We start from the raw sequence: 18,928 nt of genomic DNA on the forward strand, positions 1-18,928 counted from the left end.
ATCGTTTTCTAAGTGTTATACTATGAGTAAATTGAACAATGCAAGGAGATAAAAGATGACATATACATTTCCAAAAGATTTTCTCTGGGGTGGTGCAACAGCTGCCAACCAGTTTGAGGGTGCTTACAACCTAGATGGCAAAGGCTTGTCCGTACAGGATGTAACGCCAAAAGGCGGTGTTCCCTTTGAACCCGGGGCCTTGAATCCTTTGATTACTGACCAACCAACACCAGATAATCTAAAACTAGAAGGTATAGATTTCTATCATCGTTATAAAGAAGACATAGCACTTTTTGCAGAGATGGGCTTTAAGGTCTTCCGCATGTCAATTGCATGGACTCGTATCTTTCCAAATGGTGATGATACCGAGCCAAATGAAGCAGGTCTAGCCTTCTACGATAAGGTTTTTGATGAATTGGCCAAGTATGGCATCGAACCGCTTGTAACCTTGTCCCATTATGAAACACCACTCAACTTGGCGCGTGAGTACAATGGATGGACTAATCGTAAATTAATTGGTTTTTATGAGAATTATGTTCGTACAGTCTTCACACGTTATAAAGATAAGGTCAAATATTGGTTGACCTTTAATGAAGTGAACTCTGTTTTACACGCACCGTTCATGTCAGGTGGGATTGCAACTCCGATGGAAGAGCTCTCTAAACAGGATCTTTACCAAGCAGTTCACCATGAGTTAGTCGCATCAGCTTCAGCAACCAAGATCGGACATGACATCAACCCTGATTTTAAGATTGGGTGTATGGTTCTTGCTATGCCTGCTTATGGGATGACAGCTAATCCTTTGGATCAGTTGGCTGTTCACGAGTTTGAAAATCAAAACTATCTCTTCTCAGATATCCATGCCCGTGGGAAATATCCAAACTATATTAAACGCTATTTAAAAGATAATGGTATTGAAATACAATTCGCTTCTGGAGATGAAGAAATCTTGAAGAATACCGTTGATTTTATTTCATTCTCTTATTATATGTCTGTGGCAACCGCACATAATCCAGAAGACTATACAATTGGTAAAGGAAATATTATGGGTGGTGTTGAAAATCCCTACCTTGAGAAATCTGAGTGGGGTTGGGCTATCGATCCAATCGCTCTTCGTCTAGTTTTGAATGACTTCTATGATCGTTATCAATTGCCATTGTTTATTGTCGAAAATGGTTTGGGTGCCAAGGATGTCCTTGTTGATGGTCCTGATGGTCCAACAGTTGAAGATGATTATCGTATTGATTACCTTCAAAAACACTTGATTCAAGTCGGTGAAGCTCTTCAAGATGGTGTGGAGCTTTGGGGCTATACGACTTGGGGACCAATTGACTTGGTCTCAGCTTCAACGGCTGAACTCAGTAAACGATATGGCTTCATCTACGTTGATCGTAATGATGATGGTAGTGGTAGCTTGGCTCGTTATAAGAAAAAATCATTTGATTGGTATAAGTCTGTTATCGAAAGTAATGGTGCAGCCCTTTACAAATAGAAAATCGTTAAGAATCTCAGCAAAAGCTTGAGATTCTTATTTAGTATTTTAGTACAAACTTGATAAATAAGTGTTTTAGTGAATATATCTATTTATTAAGTATCTGAATACTATATATTTTAATTTATGCTAATTAACACATTTTCTGAAAAAGTGGTAGAATAAAAGTGTGAAAACGTTCTTATATTTTCTGAAGAAGTAGCTAGTCTATTTCTTTGCTTTTCCTACTTAGATGGAGGTAACGATAATGAATGATTTGAAAAAAGTTCTCTTAGCTGGTATTGGCTTGACTGCTATGACAGTTGATAAAGCTGATAGTTTTGTCAAAGAGTTAGTTGAAAAGGGGCGTTTGACTGTTGAAGAAGGTAAGGAACTAGAACAAGAGCTCAAACGTCAAAGTAAGGAAGAAGCTCAAGAATTTTTGAATAAACTTGATGCTAAGAAATCTTCAGTTGAGTATGCGACTAAGGATGACGTGAAACGTCTTGAAGAAAAACTTGACGCTTTGCTCAGTCAAAATAAATAAAATGTAAGGAGACTAAAATGGCAAGTAAACGATTGAGACATGTGTTGAAGGTTTTCTCGTCAGTTGGTCTCCTTTCTTATCGTGAAAAACACCTTCCTCAAGACCAACAGACAACACCTGTCAAGCTACGCCAAGCCTTTGAGCAATTGGGACCTAGTTTTGTTAAAATTGGTCAAATCCTATCCACGCGCTCTGACCTCTTGCCAGAGGCCTATATCAGAGAATTATCAAAACTCCAGAGTTCAGTTCCTCCCTTGAATAAAGAGGAAGTCATGACGGCCATTAGGAGAGAATTACCCAGTGGGCTTTCTGACAGTTTTCTTGATTTTTCGGAAGAGCCCTTGGCTTCTGGTTCTGTAGCTCAGACCCATAGGGCTAGATTGTTGTCTGGTCAGGAAGTAATTGTAAAAATTCAGCGACCTGGTATTGATGAGGTCGTTAAGGAAGATATTCAGCTTCTCATTAAGCTTGCACGCCATATTCCAAAGCATTTTATACCTATGGTCGATGTTCAGGAGGTTTTGGAAAATCTGCGAGAAACCCTAATTAAGGAACTTGATTTCAGAAATGAAGCAGAGGCCATGAAGCGTTTTAAGGCAAATAACAGGACTGTTGCTTGTCTAGGTGTCCCGGAGGTCTATGATTCCTTTACGACGCCACACCTCATAGTCGAAGAGTACATCGATGGGATTCCACTTAATGACTACAGCCAACTGATTGAGGCTGGTTATGATCTGGAAGACGTGGGCAAGAAACTAATGTTGTCATTTATCAAGCAGGTTTTCAAAGATGGCTATTTTCATGGTGACCCTCATCCTGGAAATCTCTTGGTACGTGATGGCAAGATTTGTTTCATTGACTTTGGGATTATGGGTGAGTTGGAAGTGGGGATGCGTGCGTCCTTAAATGACATCCTATATAGTTTTACTGCTCAGGATGTTGACGGCATGACTAAGGCTATCTTGTCAGTTACCCAGTTTGATAATGGGCTAAACCGTGCAGTTCTAAGTCAGGATGTGGAGCAGATGCTGGGGCGTTATTCTGGTGTTGACTTGGGAAGTCTGTCCATGACAGATTTGCTAGAGGATTTACTGACTATTTTCCAGAAGAACCATCTTAAAGCCTCGTCTCAAATTACCATTTTGGAGAAGGCTTCGCTTCAAATCGAAGGTATTTTCCGAGAGTTGGCCCCAAATATGGATTTGATGACTTTGGCCAAGGATTATTTCCTAGAAAATATGGGCCCTGACATGCTTAGGCAGGCCCTGAATAAAGAGAGTATCTTGATTGAACTCTTTTATCTGATTCGCAATGGAAAAAATATTCCGCGTCGCCTACATCAGCTCTTAGAGCAGATTTTAAACGGACGAATTGTGGTAAACCATGATTTTATCAACTTTTCAGGTCGAATTAAAGTCTTTGAGAAAGTTTTAAATAATCTGGTTTTAGCCTTGTTGACATTGGGATTTCTACTTTCCGGTGCCCTTTTGGCCAATAAATCAGGTTTTGAAAATCTTGCCTGGCTATTTCTTGGACTTGGAACTTTTCTAGCTTTGATCACGGTAGTGCGTATAATATTTAAGAAAAAAGGATGAAGTATGATTGAAACAACTAGGCCCGAGCTTGTGGCCTATCAAGAAGAGCGTTTAGACAAATTTGTGAATGAAAATCAGAAGTTAGACAAAGGCCAAATTGTTTTTGCAGGGGACTCCATCACGGAGTTTTTTGCATTGAAAAAATATTTGGGTCGAGAGGTCCCCTTGGTAAACCGTGGGATTGCTGGAACAGACTCGGTTTGGCTTTTAGAACACCTTAAAGAGCAAGTTTTAGATTTGGAACCCAGTAAATTGGTACTCTTGATTGGTATTAACGACATCGGAAGGGGCTACCCCATTCGAGATATTGTCAATCGTATTTCCGATATTATCATGACAGTTCGTCAGGAATCCCTCTTTACTGAGGTCTATTTGCTGAGTGTTTTTCCGGTTAGTGAAAATTCACAATATGCTTCTAAGGTTAAGATTCGAAATAATGCGACTGTCCGTGAACTTAATCAACAATTAGCTGTTCTCCCTGGTGTGACCTATGTTGATCTTTATGATTACCTGACAGATGCCCAAGGACAGTTAAATGACACTTACACAACGGATGGTTTACACTTGAGTCCACAAGGTTATCAAGTCCTAGCAGAACCAATCAAGAAGGAGATTTTAGAATGAAGGTAGGTTTAGTCCTTGAAGGCGGAGGCATGCGTGGCTTATACACTGCTGGTGTTTTAGATGCCTTTTTAGAAGCTGGAATCAAAGTAGACGGTGTTGTATCAGTATCAGCTGGAGCGCTTTTTGGTGTTAATTACCTTTCTAACCAGCCCAAAAGAGCCCTTCGCTACAACAAACGATTCATGGGAGACCGTCGCTACATGAGTTTCTGGTCATGGCTGACAACAGGTAACTTTGTAAATAAGGAGTTCTCTTATTATAAGGTTCCTATGGAGTTAGACGTTTTTGATCAGGAGGCTTTTGCGGAGTCGGGTGTTCCCTTCTATGTAGTCACTACAGATATTGAGACCGGCAAACCAGACTATATCAAGATTGATCATGTCTTTGAGCAGATGGAAGCTCTTCGTGCAAGTTCCGCCCTACCTTTGGTTTCTGAAATTGTCGAGTACAAGGGTAAACGCTACATGGATGGTGGACTGTCTGATAGTCTTCCCATTGATTTTATGGAGAATTTGGGCTTTGACAAACTCATTGTCGTTCTGACGCGTCCTAAGGGTTATCGTAAAGAGCCATCTAAAACGAGTAAGCGAATCTACAAGCTCTTTTACCGCAAATACCCTGAATTTGTCCAAGTAGCATCAAGTCGCCATATTCACTACAATAAGAGTATTGAAAAGATTGAGGCTTTGGAAAAAACTGGAAATCTTTATGCCATTCGTCCAGAGCATGCGCTTGAAGTTGGTCGATTGGAGAAGGATCCTGAAAAGTTTGAAGCCATCTATCAAGAGGGATTGGAACAAATGCGAAATGAGATGTCTCATCTCAAAACATTTCTTGGAGACAACTAAAAACGTGCTCAACCGAGCACGTTTTTAGTTATTGATTTGTCGAGCTTGACGGCGTTCTTTGACTTTTTGACGACGTTTTTTCTCATTGATATAAATCAAGTAGACAACATAAAGCGGTAATAAGAGGAAGCAGAACAAGGCAAAATGTTTCATAAAGTTATGCTTATTGCTTGTTTGTTTCTCTTTTTGACCTCCTGAAAAGAGGAAAAAGCCAGTTTTAGTTGCCTTGACAGTACTTGCTGTAATCTTAGGTGACACTGTTTTTAAGCCATTATCGACAAGGACATAATCATCTTTAACACTAATCTTAGGCTCTTGTCCTTTTTTGACTGTGGCATAGACATCTTTTTGGACATCGTATTTTTTACCATCAATCTTTTGTTTGCCCTTGCTTAGGACTTTCTTGTAGGAATAGTCTTTAAACATTTTCTCAATGAGGGAGTTACCGAAGGCATGACGGATTTTTTCGCTACTTTCGTCTTCCCAATTTCCAACGCCCAAGATAACTGAAATGACACGTTGATTTTCTCGTTTGCATGTGGAGATGTAGTTGTAATCTCCACGAGGACTTGAGCCTGTTTTTAGGCCATCGACTCCTTTGAGGCCATAATCAGCACCAGGCAAGGAGTAGTTGTAATTTTCAAAGGTTTCCTCGTATGGTGTTCCTTTTTTGACAGTTACTGTCTGTTGGCTAGTGTATTTAAGGATTTCAGGGTGATGTTTGATAAGGTTATAAGCCATGATAGACAAATCACGAGCTGTCGTCTGGTTAGAGTGGTTATTGTCATAACGTTTAGGCGTGTAGTAGCCTTTGTAAGATGCCGCCCCAGCTCCAGAGGCATTATACCATTTAGTGTTTGTCATGCCGAGCTCTTTAGACTTTTCGTTCATGCGATCAATCCACTTGTCAGGATCATTATTACTGAGATAGTTGGCAAGCATGACTGTTGCTGCATTTGAAGAGGGAACAGCTGTCATAGTGATAAGTTCCGAAACCGTGTATTTAACTCCAGAAACAATCTTGTTGTTTGAGATTTCGTAGATATTAGCAATAGCCTCATCGGTTGGCTTGGCTGTAATCACGGTGTCTTCTTTGATTTCTCCCTTTGACAAAGCATCAAAAACCAGGTAGAGAGACATGGCCTTACTCATGGAAGCGGGGTCACGTACTTCATCAATGTTATCTTGCCAAAGGATGTCCCCAGTATTGGCATCAATCAAAAGTGATGATTTAGGTCGATAGGTCTCGGTGGCTTCCTTGTAGCCTGCTTTTTGTGCAATATCTACCAGTTGGTCAGCGGACGACAGACTGGGAGCTAAAGCCAAACTAGCTACCAGGAAGAGTCCTAACAATTTCTTTTTCAAAATAATTTCCTTAGTAACAACGTTTAGACACTCTTAAAAGCATACTTTAATCTATTTTTGTTATTTGTTTGTAAAAAAAGTCATACTTGACTATTATAGCATAGTTTTGGGTGGTTTTATCAGTATTCTTGGGGGACTTCCTTGAATAGAGTATAAAAAAACGTGTCATGGACACGCTTTCTTTTATTTATTGATTTGTCTTGCTTGTCGACGTTCTTTGACTCTTTGACGACGTCCTTTTTCATTAAGGTAAATCAAGTAGAGGAGACCAACTGGGATAAGGCATAGCAACCAGAAATAAACTGGGAGTTGGCCATTATTCGTTGCTTTAGTAGCCTTTTTATCTTTTTGGTTACTTCCAAAATCGAACCATCCCTTAACTTTTGTAGCCTTAACAGAAGTAGCCTTGATATTAGGTGATACTGTCTTCAGACCATTATCAATGACAATGTGATCATCTTTAACAGAGATTTTAGGGTCTTTACCTTTTTTAACGGTGGCATAGACGTCTTTTTCGACATTATACTTTTTACCGTCGATTTCTTGTTCACCCTTGCTAAGAACTTTCTTGTAAGAGAAGTCTTTGTACATCTTCTCAACGAGAGCATTACCAAAGGTATGACGAATCTCTTCACCTGTTTGGTCAGACCAATCACCAGAACCCATGATGACAGCAATCATACGTTGATTACCACGCTTGATGGTATCAATATAGTTGAAAGCACCTTCTGGGCTAGATCCTGTCTTCAATCCATCAACCCCATCAATTCCGTATTTGGCACCTGGAATAGAGTAGTTGTAAGTCTCGAAGGTTTCCTCGTAAGGTGTTCCTTTTTTAACTGTGACAACAGGTTTGCTAGTGTACTTGAGAATTTCTGGGTATTTCTTGATGAAGTTATAGGTCATGATAGCCAAATCACGCGCAGTAGTTTGGTTGGTTTGGTTGTTATCATAACGTTGAGGACTGTAGTAACCTTTGAAGGCAACAGCAACAGCACCAGAAGCGTTGAACCATTTGGTATTGGTCATCCCTAGCTCTTTAGATTTCTCATTCATCATGTCTAGCCATTTATCAGGATCATTATTGGTCAAGTAGTTGGCTAGCATCACGGTTGTAACGTTAGAGGAAGGCACCGCTGTCATAGTGATGAGTTCTGAAACGGTATAATCAACACCCGCAACAATCTTGTTGTTTGAAATTTCGTAAATATCGGCAATAGCTTGGTCGGTTGGAGTAGCTGTGATAACAGTATCTTCAGAAATCTCTCCTTTAGACATAGCTTCAAAGACCAAATAAAGTGTCATGGCCTTAGACATAGAAGCTGGGTCACGCACCTCATCAGCATTTTCTTCCCAGAGGACATCTCCGGTATTTCCATCGATTAAGAGGGTTGATTTGGGGCGATAAGCCTCAGTGGCTTCAGTATAACCAGCAGCGCGTGTAATATCCATCAATTCGTCTGCACTAGACAAACTCGGTGCTAGGGCTAGACAAGCTGCTAAAAGGACGGCAACAATTTTCTTTTTCACAATGTGTCTCCTTTAATATATATGGGGTTCTGTAGCTGCCAGAACCTATTTTTATCTATTAATATCATTTGCCTGTCAAAACCCTAAATTCGGTAGTGACAAACATCTTCATTATAACATATAAAAGTTAGAGTTTTCCTAACATTTAGTATTTTAATGTAATTTTTAGAATCGCTTGAATGTTACACAAAATATAGTTGAAAGCTGAAAAAAACGAGCTTACTTGCTCGTTACTTTTCATCTTTTATCCTTGTCACTTGATGGTAAATCATGAACCAGGTTTCATTTCGACGCCAGATACTAGTGTGGAAATTTCCTCCCAACTCATAACTAATTAGTTTCGTTTTTTGACTAACAGATGTCATCTTGAAGCTGTCAAAGTTATTGAGAAGTGGTTGTTGATTAGCAATGACTTCTTCACGAGTGTGATGATGACCATTTTCATCGATTAAGTAGAAGTCAGGTGCCAAGAGATTTTCATAGTCAGGAATTTTTGACAGTATAATCTTTTCATTGCGAGAGAGTTTGTGAAGGACATTGCCATAAATTTCATCTTCGGGAATAGCAGCTGGTTCTACATGGAGATCAGTGTCATAGACAGAGAAACGCTTGCTGAGAACCTCTTCAATTTGTTCAGTAATGGCATGACTCTCGTAAACAGAGAGGTCAGGATTCATTTCAACCACAATATCAAGATAGACGTTGCTACCATAAGAACGGCCACGCTGCTTCTTAACCTTAGTGACTTTTGGAATCTCAAGAATCGCTTTCTCATAGGCTTTGAGGTTTCTCTCATCGAAACCGTCTGACAAACTAAAGGTTGCTTCCATGAAGATATCATAGGCTGTCTTTAGAATGAATGAGGTAATGATAATGGCTGTAATATAGTCAATAATCGTGAGGTTGAAGGATGCTGCAACAATGGCGATTGACGTTCCAATAGAAGTTACGGCATCGGAGAGATTATCCTTAGCGGCCGCAATCAAAGCGCTAGATTTCAGCTTTTTGGCAAGTCCTTTATTGTATAAGTAAACGCCACACATGACGATAGCAGAAAGAACTCCGACGGTTGCACCAAGGGGATCGACTACAGTTTCCTCTCTTAGAAAAATCTTTCGGACTGTTTGAATTAGGACTTGGAAGCCTACCACGAACATGATAAAGGAAGTGACTAGGCTTGATAAGTCTTCAATCTTCCAATGACCAAACCTATGATCTGCATCAGCAGGTTGACTAGCTAGGTGCAATCCAATGAGTAGGGCCACGTTCCCTAAAATATCTGACAAGTTATTGAAACCATCGGCTATCAAAGAGCTAGAGTTTAAAAAGTGTCCTGCTAGAAGCTTTGCAATGGTTAGAAGAAGGTAGGCAGCGATACTGACAATGGGACCTCGTCTGGCTGCTCTTAAATTTTCATACGTAGTCATAGGATTACCTTTTCTCTTAAAATACAAGTTTAAATTATAGCATAAAACTATAACGAGTTAAAGCTTGTAAGCCCTTTAAACTTGTGGAGTTACTCATTTTTTAAACTTTATAGAAAATGCCTAGTAATCAGGGTGTTTTTTCAGTATTTTCCGAATATTCCCTACAAATTATGGTATAATTTAGGGTGTAAAACAGTCTAAAAAGAGGTTTTTATGGAACATTCGACATGGCACAAGCTTCTGAAAGAGGAACTGCCAGATCATTATTTTTCAAAGATAAATCAGTTTATGAACCAGGTTTATAGCCAGGGAACGGTTTATCCACCACGTGACAAGGTTTTTAATGCCTTGTTGGAGACCCCATTTGAAGAAGTGCGGGTGGTAATCCTTGGTCAGGACCCTTATCATGGGCCTCATCAAGCACAGGGACTATCCTTCTCAGTCCCCGATAGTCTGCCTGCTCCCCCATCTTTGAAGAATATTCTCAAGGAATTAGAGGAAGATCTGGGCCCTAGACCTTTCCATGATTTAACATCCTGGGCTAAGCAGGGGGTGCTTTTGCTTAATGCCTGTCTGACGGTTCCTGCTGGTCAAGCAAATGGGCATGCCGGTCAGGTTTGGGAACCTTTTACAGATGCTGTTATAAAGGTCCTTAATCAGAAGGATACTCCTGTTGTCTTTATACTTTGGGGTGGTTATGCTCGTAAGAAGAAGGCACTGGTGACAAATCCCAAGCATGCCATTATTGAGAGTGCCCATCCAAGTCCTTTGTCGGCTTATCGTGGTTTTTTTGGAAGCAAGCCTTTTTCAAAAACCAATGCCTACCTTGAATCTCAAGGCCAATCTCCAATTGATTGGTTGAAGTAAAATAGAAAGTTGGAAGATTATGTTACTAATTAAAAATGGTCGTGTTGTAGATCCTAAGTCTGGTTTGGATAAGCAAGCTGACGTTCTTGTTGATGGTAAAAAAGTCGTTAAGATTGCGGAAAATATCGAAGCTGATGATGCTCAAGTCATCGACGCGACCGGTCTTGTGGTAGCTCCTGGTTTGGTTGACATTCACGTTCATTTCCGTGAACCAGGTCAAACCCATAAAGAAGACATTCATACTGGTGCCTTGGCAGCTGCCGCAGGTGGTTTTACAACAGTTGTAATGATGGCTAATACTAATCCAACGATTTCAGACAAGGAAACCTTGGAGGAGGTCTTGACTTCAGCAGCTAAGGAAAATATCCATGTTAAGTCTGTTGCGACCATTACAAAGAATTTTGATGGTGAAAATATCACTGATTTCAAGGGCTTACTTGAAGCAGGTGCTGTCGGATTCTCAGATGATGGTATTCCATTGACCAATGCTGGTATTGTCAAAAAGGCCATGGAGCTAGCTAAAGAGAATAATACCTTTATCAGCCTTCACGAGGAGGATCCGGACCTCAATGGTATTCTCGGTTTCAATGAAAATATTGCTAAAAAAGAATTCCATATTTGCGGGGCAACTGGTGTAGCTGAGTACAGTATGATTGCGCGTGATGTCATGATTGCTTATGATACACAAGCACACGTTCATATTCAACACTTGTCAAAGGCTGAATCTGTAAAAGTGGTAGAATTTGCTCAAAAACTTGGAGCGCAAGTTACTGCCGAAGTGGCACCACAGCATTTCTCTAAGACTGAAGACCTCTTGCTCTCAAAAGGTGCTAATGCCAAGATGAACCCACCACTTCGTTTGGAATCTGACCGTCAGGCCGTTATCGAAGGGTTGAAATCTGGAGTCATCTCAGTCATTGCCACAGACCACGCGCCACACCATGCCGATGAAAAGAATGTGGCTGATGTGACTAAAGCACCATCAGGAATGACTGGTCTTGAAACATCACTCTCTCTTGGTTTGACCTACTTGGTTGAAGCAGGTCACTTAAGCTTGACTGAACTCTTGAAAGTAATGACTAGCAACCCATCTGATTTATATGGCTTCGATGCTGGTTATTTGGCTGAAAATGGACCAGCTGACCTCGTAATCTTTGCAGACAAAGAAAAACGTCAGGTCACAGCAGACTTTAAGTCTAAGGCAGCTAATTCACCATTTGTAGGCGAAGAGCTTACGGGCAGTGTTAAATACACTATCTGTGACGGTGAGATTGTTTATCAAGCCTAAGTAGTAGATTAGAGCAGGGCACATCGAGTCATTTGGTGGTGCACCTGCTTTTTTAATCTGAAAAGGAGCAAAAATATGAAAATAGTACTGAAAGGTCTCGTTAAATACCTTGCTTTAACTTTTTTGTTAGCCTGTTTTATGCCCCTGTCTTTGCAACATGTCCGAGCTGATGAGGTAGAGTATAGTCTGCCCTCCTATGTAGGTCACCTTTCAATCCATGATGATGGTAATTCGACGTTTACTCAGGAAGTGACTTATGATTTTGATAGTGATTATAAAGGTCAGTATGTAACTCTGGGGAAAATTGGTGGCTATTCTATCATGGATGATCCTAAGGTTTCGGCAACCGTAAATGGAAAAGAAAAGACAGATATCACCGTAGAAAAAACAGACTCTAATGATGGGGTGAAACTCAAGGTTTATAATTCAGGGTCAGATGGTGACAGGGTAGTTCTCAAAGTTACTTGGCAAATCCAACACCTGTTGAATCTATATTCAGATATTGCAGTTTTAAATTGGTTTCCTATCTCTGATTGGGATAAAGGATTTGGACATGTTGATTTCACAGTTGATGGTCTAGATGCAAGTCAGGGAGAGCTTTATGCCCACACCGGCTATTTCGGAAAAGACCCACAGGTTAAGCGTACTTCTACTGGTTATCAGGTTCATGTAGACAATTTACCATCCTCAGGTAAATTGGAATTACACGCCTACTGGCCGATGACCAGTACTTTACGGGAAAATAACCCGGCTTATTTATTAAATAAAACGAATGAGGCAGACTTTCTAAAAAAAGAAAGAGATATCAAGGAATCTAAAGAAAAGTTTCGACATCTATTTTATGTCACCTTGCCACTTGTAATCTTAAGCTTTGTTCTTGTTGGTATTTTATGTTACCTCATTGTTCTTTATAGCACTAGAACGCCTTCTTTCCCTCGAGATGCACGTCTTTATGAAGCCCCTCAAGATTTAGCACCTTTGGTCTTAGCTAAGAATGTTTATAATCAGTCTTTTGATAAAACAGGACTGAAAGAAGAAACAGGTCCTTTGAAGTTCAAATATATGGTGCAAGCAACCATCCTTGATTTGATTGATAGAAGTCATCTCACCTATAGACAAGAAGGTGATAGTAATATTCTGACACGTATTGAAAAGGAAGGTCTCTCTTCATTTGAAGTGTCTTTCTTGGATATGTTGTTTGATGGTCGCATGGAAATTAGAGATACGGAAATGTTCTCGCGCTATTATCTTGATAAAGATGCTCTAGAAAAACAATTTAAGAGTGCTAGAACAAGCTATGAGCGTGAAGCAATACGTTCCCAAGGAAAACGTGTCAAATATCAATTCACTAATGACGGCTATCAAGTAGCAAAAGGCGTAGAAAAAGAGGAATTTGCGCTTGGACTTCCTAACATTTATAGAGATTTTAGTCCGAAAGAAAAGACATTTAACCTATTGGGAGTAGCAGCTTTGGTACTTTCAATGGTGCTTTGTATTCTTTCAACCTTGTTCTTATTTGCTGCCTTTGGATCAGGACTTGGTTTTTACTATATTCTTGGTCTTCTACCTATAGCAGGAGTTACGATTTTATTCTGGTACTTAGTGAAAAGACGTCGTCAGAGATGTCTTGATGCAACTCAAATTTCAACCTATTACCAGTGGCATAGCTTTAAAAATATGATTAAGAGTATTCCTAGCTTTAAAGAGTCAGAGCTAGAATCTGTCATCCTATGGAATCGTATCTTGGTTTATGCGACACTCTATGGACAGGCGAAAAAAGTAAGTGATGTCCTAAAACGTTACAACATCCACCTCAGCAATCCATCTCTAGATGAGTTTACTTATTCAGCAGCACCGTTTATCATGATGAATAATGTCAATTATCTAGAATCTTATGTTTCTGCCTCAGATAGCGTAAGTAGTTTCTCTATCAATTCGAACAGTGGTAGTGGCGGCTTTGGAGGCGGAGGCTTCTCTGGTGGTGGCGGAGGTGGCGGAGGCGGTGCCTTCTAATCCACACTAGTCGGAGTTTACTATTTGTAGAGACACTCAGTCTATATGATTTTGGGTGTCTTTTTGTATGTCGAAGAATTTATTTCGTTCAAAAATGTTAGGAAGTTTTACTGTGAAGAGATATAAAGCAACAAAAAAAGAGCCAGTGGCTCTTTTTCATTATCACTTAATAACCAGGCTCAAAGACTTCAATAATTTGAGTCAGATAACCTGCATGTAAACCGATGCGATAGTCAACATTTGGTAGGCTCTTTACCAATTCATTAAGGTCTTGATCCTTACTAACCTTGTCAGTCAAAACAGGTAATTCAACAACAAGGAGTTGTGAGTGATCCAGTTGCAGGTAACTACTATTGACCTTGATGTCAGGACGAAGGAGTTTAAATATGGCTCTATCTGAAGCTTGGAGAAGTTGATACAAATCTAAATCAGATAAAGGAACTTCACCAAACTGAGGACTAATATTTATGGAAATGTCGACATGTGCTGCTCTCATTTCCAAAATACGATTTGAAAGAAAACTAGCTAATATAGGATTGCTGAGCTTATCCAAGTTTTCTTGCGTCTCTGGATTACCAATGCTAGCATTATCCGTTTTATAAATCTCAAGTAGACTAGTAGCTTTGGCAGTATCTCCATCTTCCAAAGCCAGTGAAACATCCTTGAGATTTTTTTTGAATAGGTCAAAGGATTTCTGCTTTTGGGTGATAATCTGGATAAAGGACTTGCTGTAGTTAGTCATAGTACCCAACAATTTATGACGTTCTTTGTTAAGTCTATCGATAGATTGTTGGTGAATAGCCTGGTTCCAATTGTAAAAATCCCATAGAAGTAGGGCAATATAGAGAACTAAAATCACAGAACTATTAGAACTAACCTTAAAAACCATTTCAAATAAATTTTTAGGGTCATTAGCTGTTGGAAGGATACTGTTAAGACCATGGATAACAGTAAAGAAGACATAGTAGATAGCTAGGAAGGCAGTACTTCGCAACCAGTTTCGTCTAGCCCAAGCTTCGTCAAGACTACTCATCTGATTGAGATCTACTGCGAAGATCTTAAGCGTTAGGTAAATAATTAACGGAGCTAAGATGTAGGTGAGGATATGTAAGTTAGTATTGAGGGTAACATCACCTTTGATATGGAAGACGTGAGGGAGAATGACGAGTGAAAGTAGTCGGGTAGCCATATCAAAAAGGATAGTTGGATAAAAAGCGTAAAGTAATCGATGATAGAAAGAACGCTCTTTGACAAGGGCCAAATCAGCAACAAGGAAGAAAAGTGGATCTATAACGATTTTGACTAAGTTAAAGTAAGATGCAGCAGCTACATAGGATAGAAATAAAAGTAAGATGTGTCCTCGTAGTGGCTTAACTTTAGACATGGTCTGGTAGAGGTACCAAATAGAAATGAAACTAACAGCTTGTAAGAGAGGATTGATAATATTAGTAATCATTGTAACCTCCTTTTGTCATGTCAATCTCAATTTGTAAGCGATAGATCCCAGCACGCGTATTTGAAACAACGTTAACGTTTGGATAAGTAGCTAGGATACTATTGACACGTTTTAGTTCAGGATCAGCGAAATCAGATGTAATAGCTGAATCTTCTTTAGTGCTTGAACTTTCAACGACAAAGTGTTGACTATCCTCGTCTTTAAAATAAGCATAGCTAAGGTATTTCTGTTCACTATCTTGTGCTTGGTCAATGACGTGATCCAAGATCGTTGATAAGACATATACCCAGTCTAGAGGATAAATAGGATAGATGGTAATGGGTTCTGGAACCTCCATGCTAACCCAAACATTCAGTTCTTTTGCCTTTAAAAATTTTGCTTCAAAGAGTACTTGTAAATCAGGCAGTTTAATATTTTCCAGTTTATCTCGATAAAAATGATCAATCTTCTTGTCTAGTGGATTCGGAGTCAGCAAGTAATCAATTAACTCCTGAGCCTCTTCGTTTTGTTGGAAACGAATGATATCATAGAGATTTTCAGCTTCATCTTTGATAAAGAGCTCTTGGCTAGTTTTTTTCTGGTACCAAGTATTGATGTTCTGGCTTGATTTTTGAAGAAGCTGAGAATGTTCCTCTTGAGCTTCTTGTGTTTGCGCACTGAGGTCCTTTCTATAGAGATTAACCTGTCCAGATAGAATCAGAGCTGTAATAATAAGAAAAGCAACGGTAAAGTGAATGCTTGTCGAAAGGAGTTCGGAAGCAAAGTAAATAATGGCTAGAGCACAAAGAGCAACAGAGGTTGATTTGTACCAAGGTCTCGCTTTATCAATTTGCATCATTCGAGAGTAGTCCACTTGAAGAAGGGCACTTTGAGCAAACCATAGCAAAAAGGCAAGCAAAAGTATAAATGGACCAGCAAAATAATAATCTAGGACAGAAGGGAAAAAGATTGGAATAATCAGGAAAATGACCAGTCTCACCATTAAGGCAAAGGTGAAAGGTATAAAGAAAGTCTCCAAAATGGTATGTCTCAGATTTTTGAAGGATTTGTTAGCTAGAAGAAGTACAAGTCCAATAAAACCGGATTTTGGAAAGGAAATACCAAAATAACTAGTGGCGAAAATTGCTATTCCTGCTAAAATAAGAATCCAGTATCTAAGAGACCTCTGGGTGGTCATCTTGAAGATAACAATTTGTAAAATAAAAGCTATACATGCCGTAAGTCCGTGAACGATGACGTCACTCAATATCAAATATTCTCCTATTCGGGTAAAATCTATACAATTATACCATATCGCTTAAAAAAAGAGCATACGAATTGCCTATAAGTGATAAGGTTGTAAGGCTTTTCATTTTTCAAGCATATTTCTTGCTCATTAAGTTTTTTTAACCTATCCTAGATGTATAGAAAAATTTCGATAGAGGAGATCGATATGGTAAAACTTTCTAAAGAGACACATCTTGAGATGTTCACTAAAATGGAACGTATTCGTGAATTTGATTCACGTATTAATAAATTGGTTCGTCGTGGCTTTGTTCAAGGAATGACTCACTTTTCAGTAGGTGAGGAAGCAGCTAACGTTGGTGCTGTTCAACACTTGAGCTATGACGATATCTTCTTTTCAAATCACCGTGGCCATGGACAATCTATCGCCCAAGACATGGATTTGAATAAAATGATGGCAGAACTTGCCGGTAAGGCTACTGGTGTTTCTAAGGGCCGTGGTGGTTCTATGCACTTGGCTGACTTTGAAAAAGGTAACTATGGAACTAACGGTATTGTTGGTGGTGGTTACGCTCTTGCCGTAGGTGCAGCCCTCACTCAACAGTACAAAGAAACAGGAAACATTGTTGTGGCCTTCTCAGGAGATGGTGCAACTAATGAAGGTTCATTCCATGAGTCAGTCAATATGGCAGCTACGTGGAAATTACCTGTTATCTTCTTTATCATCAATAACCGTTATGGTATCTCAATGGATATCCATAAAGCTACAAACACACCTCACCTTTATACACGTGCGGAAGCTTATGGTATTCCTGGTTTCTACTGTGAAGATGGTAACGATGTTTTGGCAGTCTATGAAACAATGGGCAAGGCTGTTGAGCATGTCCGTGGTGGTAACGGTCCTGCTATCGTTGAGGTAGAATCTTACCGTTGGTTCGGTCACTCAACTGCCGATGCGGGTGTTTACCGTACTAAGGAAGAAGTTGACGAGTGGAAGAACAATAACGACCCTATTATTAAATACCGTGACTATCTTGTTGCTGAAAATATCGCAAGCGCTGAAGAGTTAGATGCTATCCAAAGCCAAGTTAAGGCAGAGGTTGATGCAGCTTATGAGTTCGCCCAAAATAGCCCAGATCCAGAACTTTCAGTTGCCTTTGAAGATGTATGGGTAGACTAAAGAGAAAGGTTAAGGAATACAAGTATGAGTGAAACAAAATTGATGGCCTTGCGTGAGGCAGTAAACCTTGCTATGAGCGAGGAAATGCGTAAAGACGAAAATATCTTCCTTATGGGTGAAGATGTTGGTATCTATGGTGGTGACTTCGGTACATCAGTTGGTATGTTGGCAGAGTTTGGTGAAAAACGTGTTAAAGATACACCAATTTCAGAGGCGGCTATCGCTGGTGCAGCTGTTGGGTCTGCCATTACAGGTCTTCGTCCAATCGTTGACTTGACTTTCATGGACTTCATCACGATTGCCCTTGATGCTATCGTTAATAATGGTGCAAAAAACAACTACATGTTTGGTGGTGGTTTGAAGACTCCTGTAACCTTTCGTGTAGCCTCTGGTTCAGGGATTGGTTCTGCGGCACAGCACTCACAATCTCTTGAGTCATGGTTGACTCACATTCCAGGGATTAAAGTGGTTGCTCCAGGTAATGCTAACGATGCTAAAGGTCTTTTGAAATCTGCTATTCAAGATAATAACATTGTTATTTTCATGGAACCAAAAGCACTTTACGGTAAAAAAGAGGAAGTAACACAAGATCCTGATTTCTACATTCCACTTGGAAAAGGTGAAATTAAGCGTGAAGGAACTGACCTTACTATTGTCACATATGGTCGTATGTTGGAACGTGTTCTTAAGGCTGCTGAAGAAGTGGCTGAACAAGGTATCAATGTTGAGGTTGTTGACCCACGTACGCTTATCCCACTTGATAAGGAATTGATTTTCGAGTCAGTTAAGAAGACTGGTAAACTTATGTTGGTCAATGATGCTTATAAGACTGGTGGATTCATCGGTGAGATTGCTGCTATGGTTACAGAAAGTGAGGCGTTTGATTACCTTGACCATCCAATTGTACGTTTGGCAAGTGAAGATGTGCCTGTACCTTATGCGCGTGTCTTGGAACAAGCGGTTCTTCCAGATGTTGAAAAGATTAAGGCTGCTATTATCAAGATGGCCAATAAAGGAAACTAACTTTCTAGCGACGGTTAAGTGATATTTCTCGCTAGTAAAATGTGTTTCTTGTTTTAACTGTGGGAGTATCGGAAATTATAATTTAAAGTAGAAAGGAGAGGGCGTTAAAGCGTTTGAGTCAATTTGAACTCGAACGAAATGCTTCGGAATTTAGATAGTTTTACTGGTGTGCAAGCACACTAACGTAAAACTCCTAAAATTCTGTCGCATTTTAGCGTTCTTAGTATCATAAATTATGGCTTTTGAGATTATTATGCCTAAGCTTGGTGTTGATATGCAGGAAGGCGAAATCATCGAGTGGAAGAAACAAGAGGGTGATGTGGTTAATGAGGGAGATATTCTTCTTGAAATCATGTCAGATAAGACGAACATGGAACTTGAAGCAGAAGATTCTGGTGTTCTTTTGAAGATTACGCGTCAGGCTGGTGAAACTGTACCAGTTACTGAGGTTATTGGTTATATTGGAGCAG

The 18,928-nt window shown here is 39.8% G+C and carries 16 protein-coding genes; 11 read left to right on the forward strand and 5 right to left on the reverse strand.

The features are described from left to right. The first annotated feature begins 55 nt into the window (after nucleotides 1-55). The 5 genes from HMPREF3112_RS05145 to HMPREF3112_RS05165 all read left to right on the forward strand — a co-directional run bounded on the left by HMPREF3112_RS05145 (nucleotide 56) and on the right by HMPREF3112_RS05165 (nucleotide 5,085). Nucleotides 56-1,492, forward strand: a complete 1,437-nt coding sequence (locus HMPREF3112_RS05145; protein WP_070438494.1) for a glycoside hydrolase family 1 protein — start codon at nucleotides 56-58, stop codon at nucleotides 1,490-1,492. 247 nt (nucleotides 1,493-1,739) lie between these two features. Then, on the forward strand, nucleotides 1,740-2,018 hold the full coding sequence (locus HMPREF3112_RS05150) for a phasin family protein (RefSeq protein ID WP_004182567.1): 279 nt from the start codon (nucleotides 1,740-1,742) through the stop codon (nucleotides 2,016-2,018). Nucleotides 2,019-2,035: 17 nt separating this feature from the next. Beyond that, on the forward strand, nucleotides 2,036-3,613 hold the full coding sequence (locus HMPREF3112_RS05155; RefSeq protein ID WP_070438497.1) for an ABC1 kinase family protein: 1,578 nt from the start codon (nucleotides 2,036-2,038) through the stop codon (nucleotides 3,611-3,613). A gap of 3 nt (nucleotides 3,614-3,616) precedes the next feature. Beyond that, complete coding sequence (locus HMPREF3112_RS05160; RefSeq protein WP_038675977.1) at nucleotides 3,617-4,237, forward strand: SGNH/GDSL hydrolase family protein; 621 nt, start codon at nucleotides 3,617-3,619, stop codon at nucleotides 4,235-4,237. Then, on the forward strand, nucleotides 4,234-5,085 hold the full coding sequence (locus tag HMPREF3112_RS05165; RefSeq protein WP_070438500.1) for a patatin-like phospholipase family protein: 852 nt from the start codon (nucleotides 4,234-4,236) through the stop codon (nucleotides 5,083-5,085). Before HMPREF3112_RS05160 ends, HMPREF3112_RS05165 begins: the two co-directional genes overlap by 4 nt. A gap of 24 nt (nucleotides 5,086-5,109) precedes the next feature. Here HMPREF3112_RS05165 and HMPREF3112_RS05170 read toward each other — a convergent pair whose 3' ends face one another. From HMPREF3112_RS05170 to HMPREF3112_RS05180, 3 genes are all read right to left on the reverse strand, one after another. Next, nucleotides 5,110-6,450, reverse strand: coding sequence for a D-alanyl-D-alanine carboxypeptidase family protein (locus HMPREF3112_RS05170; RefSeq protein ID WP_070438503.1), 1,341 nt, complete (start codon nucleotides 6,448-6,450; stop codon nucleotides 5,110-5,112). Between the two features lie 183 nt (nucleotides 6,451-6,633). After that, nucleotides 6,634-7,980 (reverse strand): D-alanyl-D-alanine carboxypeptidase, encoded by a 1,347-nt coding sequence (locus HMPREF3112_RS05175; protein WP_048675889.1) that lies wholly within the window; start codon nucleotides 7,978-7,980, stop codon nucleotides 6,634-6,636. Between the two features lie 230 nt (nucleotides 7,981-8,210). Then, nucleotides 8,211-9,407: a cation diffusion facilitator family transporter gene (locus HMPREF3112_RS05180; RefSeq protein ID WP_070438506.1), complete on the reverse strand. Its 1,197-nt coding sequence runs from the start codon at nucleotides 9,405-9,407 to the stop codon at nucleotides 8,211-8,213. Between the two features lie 213 nt (nucleotides 9,408-9,620). Here HMPREF3112_RS05180 and HMPREF3112_RS05185 point away from each other — a divergent pair, with 213 nt between their 5' ends. From HMPREF3112_RS05185 to HMPREF3112_RS05195, 3 genes are all read left to right on the forward strand, one after another. Next, a complete protein-coding gene (locus tag HMPREF3112_RS05185) occupies nucleotides 9,621-10,274 on the forward strand; it encodes a uracil-DNA glycosylase (RefSeq protein ID WP_070438509.1) in 654 nt (217 codons plus the stop codon). Between the two features lie 19 nt (nucleotides 10,275-10,293). Continuing rightward, the gene (locus HMPREF3112_RS05190) at nucleotides 10,294-11,562 is read left to right on the forward strand and encodes a dihydroorotase (protein WP_070438512.1); all 1,269 of its coding nucleotides are present in this window, start codon (nucleotides 10,294-10,296) and stop codon (nucleotides 11,560-11,562) included. Between the two features lie 75 nt (nucleotides 11,563-11,637). Continuing rightward, nucleotides 11,638-13,575 (forward strand): DUF2207 domain-containing protein, encoded by a 1,938-nt coding sequence (locus HMPREF3112_RS05195; protein ID WP_070438515.1) that lies wholly within the window; start codon nucleotides 11,638-11,640, stop codon nucleotides 13,573-13,575. A gap of 166 nt (nucleotides 13,576-13,741) precedes the next feature. On the opposite strand, the gene HMPREF3112_RS05200 is transcribed toward HMPREF3112_RS05195, so the two are convergent. After that, nucleotides 13,742-15,031 (reverse strand): hypothetical protein, encoded by a 1,290-nt coding sequence (locus HMPREF3112_RS05200; RefSeq protein WP_002884888.1) that lies wholly within the window; start codon nucleotides 15,029-15,031, stop codon nucleotides 13,742-13,744. Then, nucleotides 15,021-16,277: an ATP-binding protein gene (locus HMPREF3112_RS05205; protein ID WP_070438518.1), complete on the reverse strand. Its 1,257-nt coding sequence runs from the start codon at nucleotides 16,275-16,277 to the stop codon at nucleotides 15,021-15,023. The genes HMPREF3112_RS05200 and HMPREF3112_RS05205 overlap by 11 nt, the downstream gene beginning before the upstream one ends. Before the next feature lie 186 nt (nucleotides 16,278-16,463). Between HMPREF3112_RS05205 and HMPREF3112_RS05210 the strand changes: the two genes are divergently transcribed. The 3 genes from HMPREF3112_RS05210 to HMPREF3112_RS11645 form a co-directional block, all read left to right on the forward strand. After that, nucleotides 16,464-17,435 carry a thiamine pyrophosphate-dependent dehydrogenase E1 component subunit alpha gene (locus tag HMPREF3112_RS05210; protein WP_002884921.1) on the forward strand — a complete coding sequence of 324 codons (972 nt, stop codon included), beginning with the start codon at nucleotides 16,464-16,466 and terminating at the stop codon, nucleotides 17,433-17,435. A gap of 24 nt (nucleotides 17,436-17,459) precedes the next feature. Then, a complete protein-coding gene (locus HMPREF3112_RS05215) occupies nucleotides 17,460-18,458 on the forward strand; it encodes an alpha-ketoacid dehydrogenase subunit beta (RefSeq protein ID WP_013990622.1) in 999 nt (332 codons plus the stop codon). A gap of 235 nt (nucleotides 18,459-18,693) precedes the next feature. Beyond that, nucleotides 18,694-18,928: biotin/lipoyl-containing protein (locus HMPREF3112_RS11645; protein ID WP_305366751.1), on the forward strand; the 235-nt coding region annotated here is incomplete at its 3' end.

The organism is Streptococcus sp. HMSC10E12, from assembly GCF_001807855.1.
GTDB classification, from domain to species: domain Bacteria; phylum Bacillota; class Bacilli; order Lactobacillales; family Streptococcaceae; genus Streptococcus; species Streptococcus salivarius.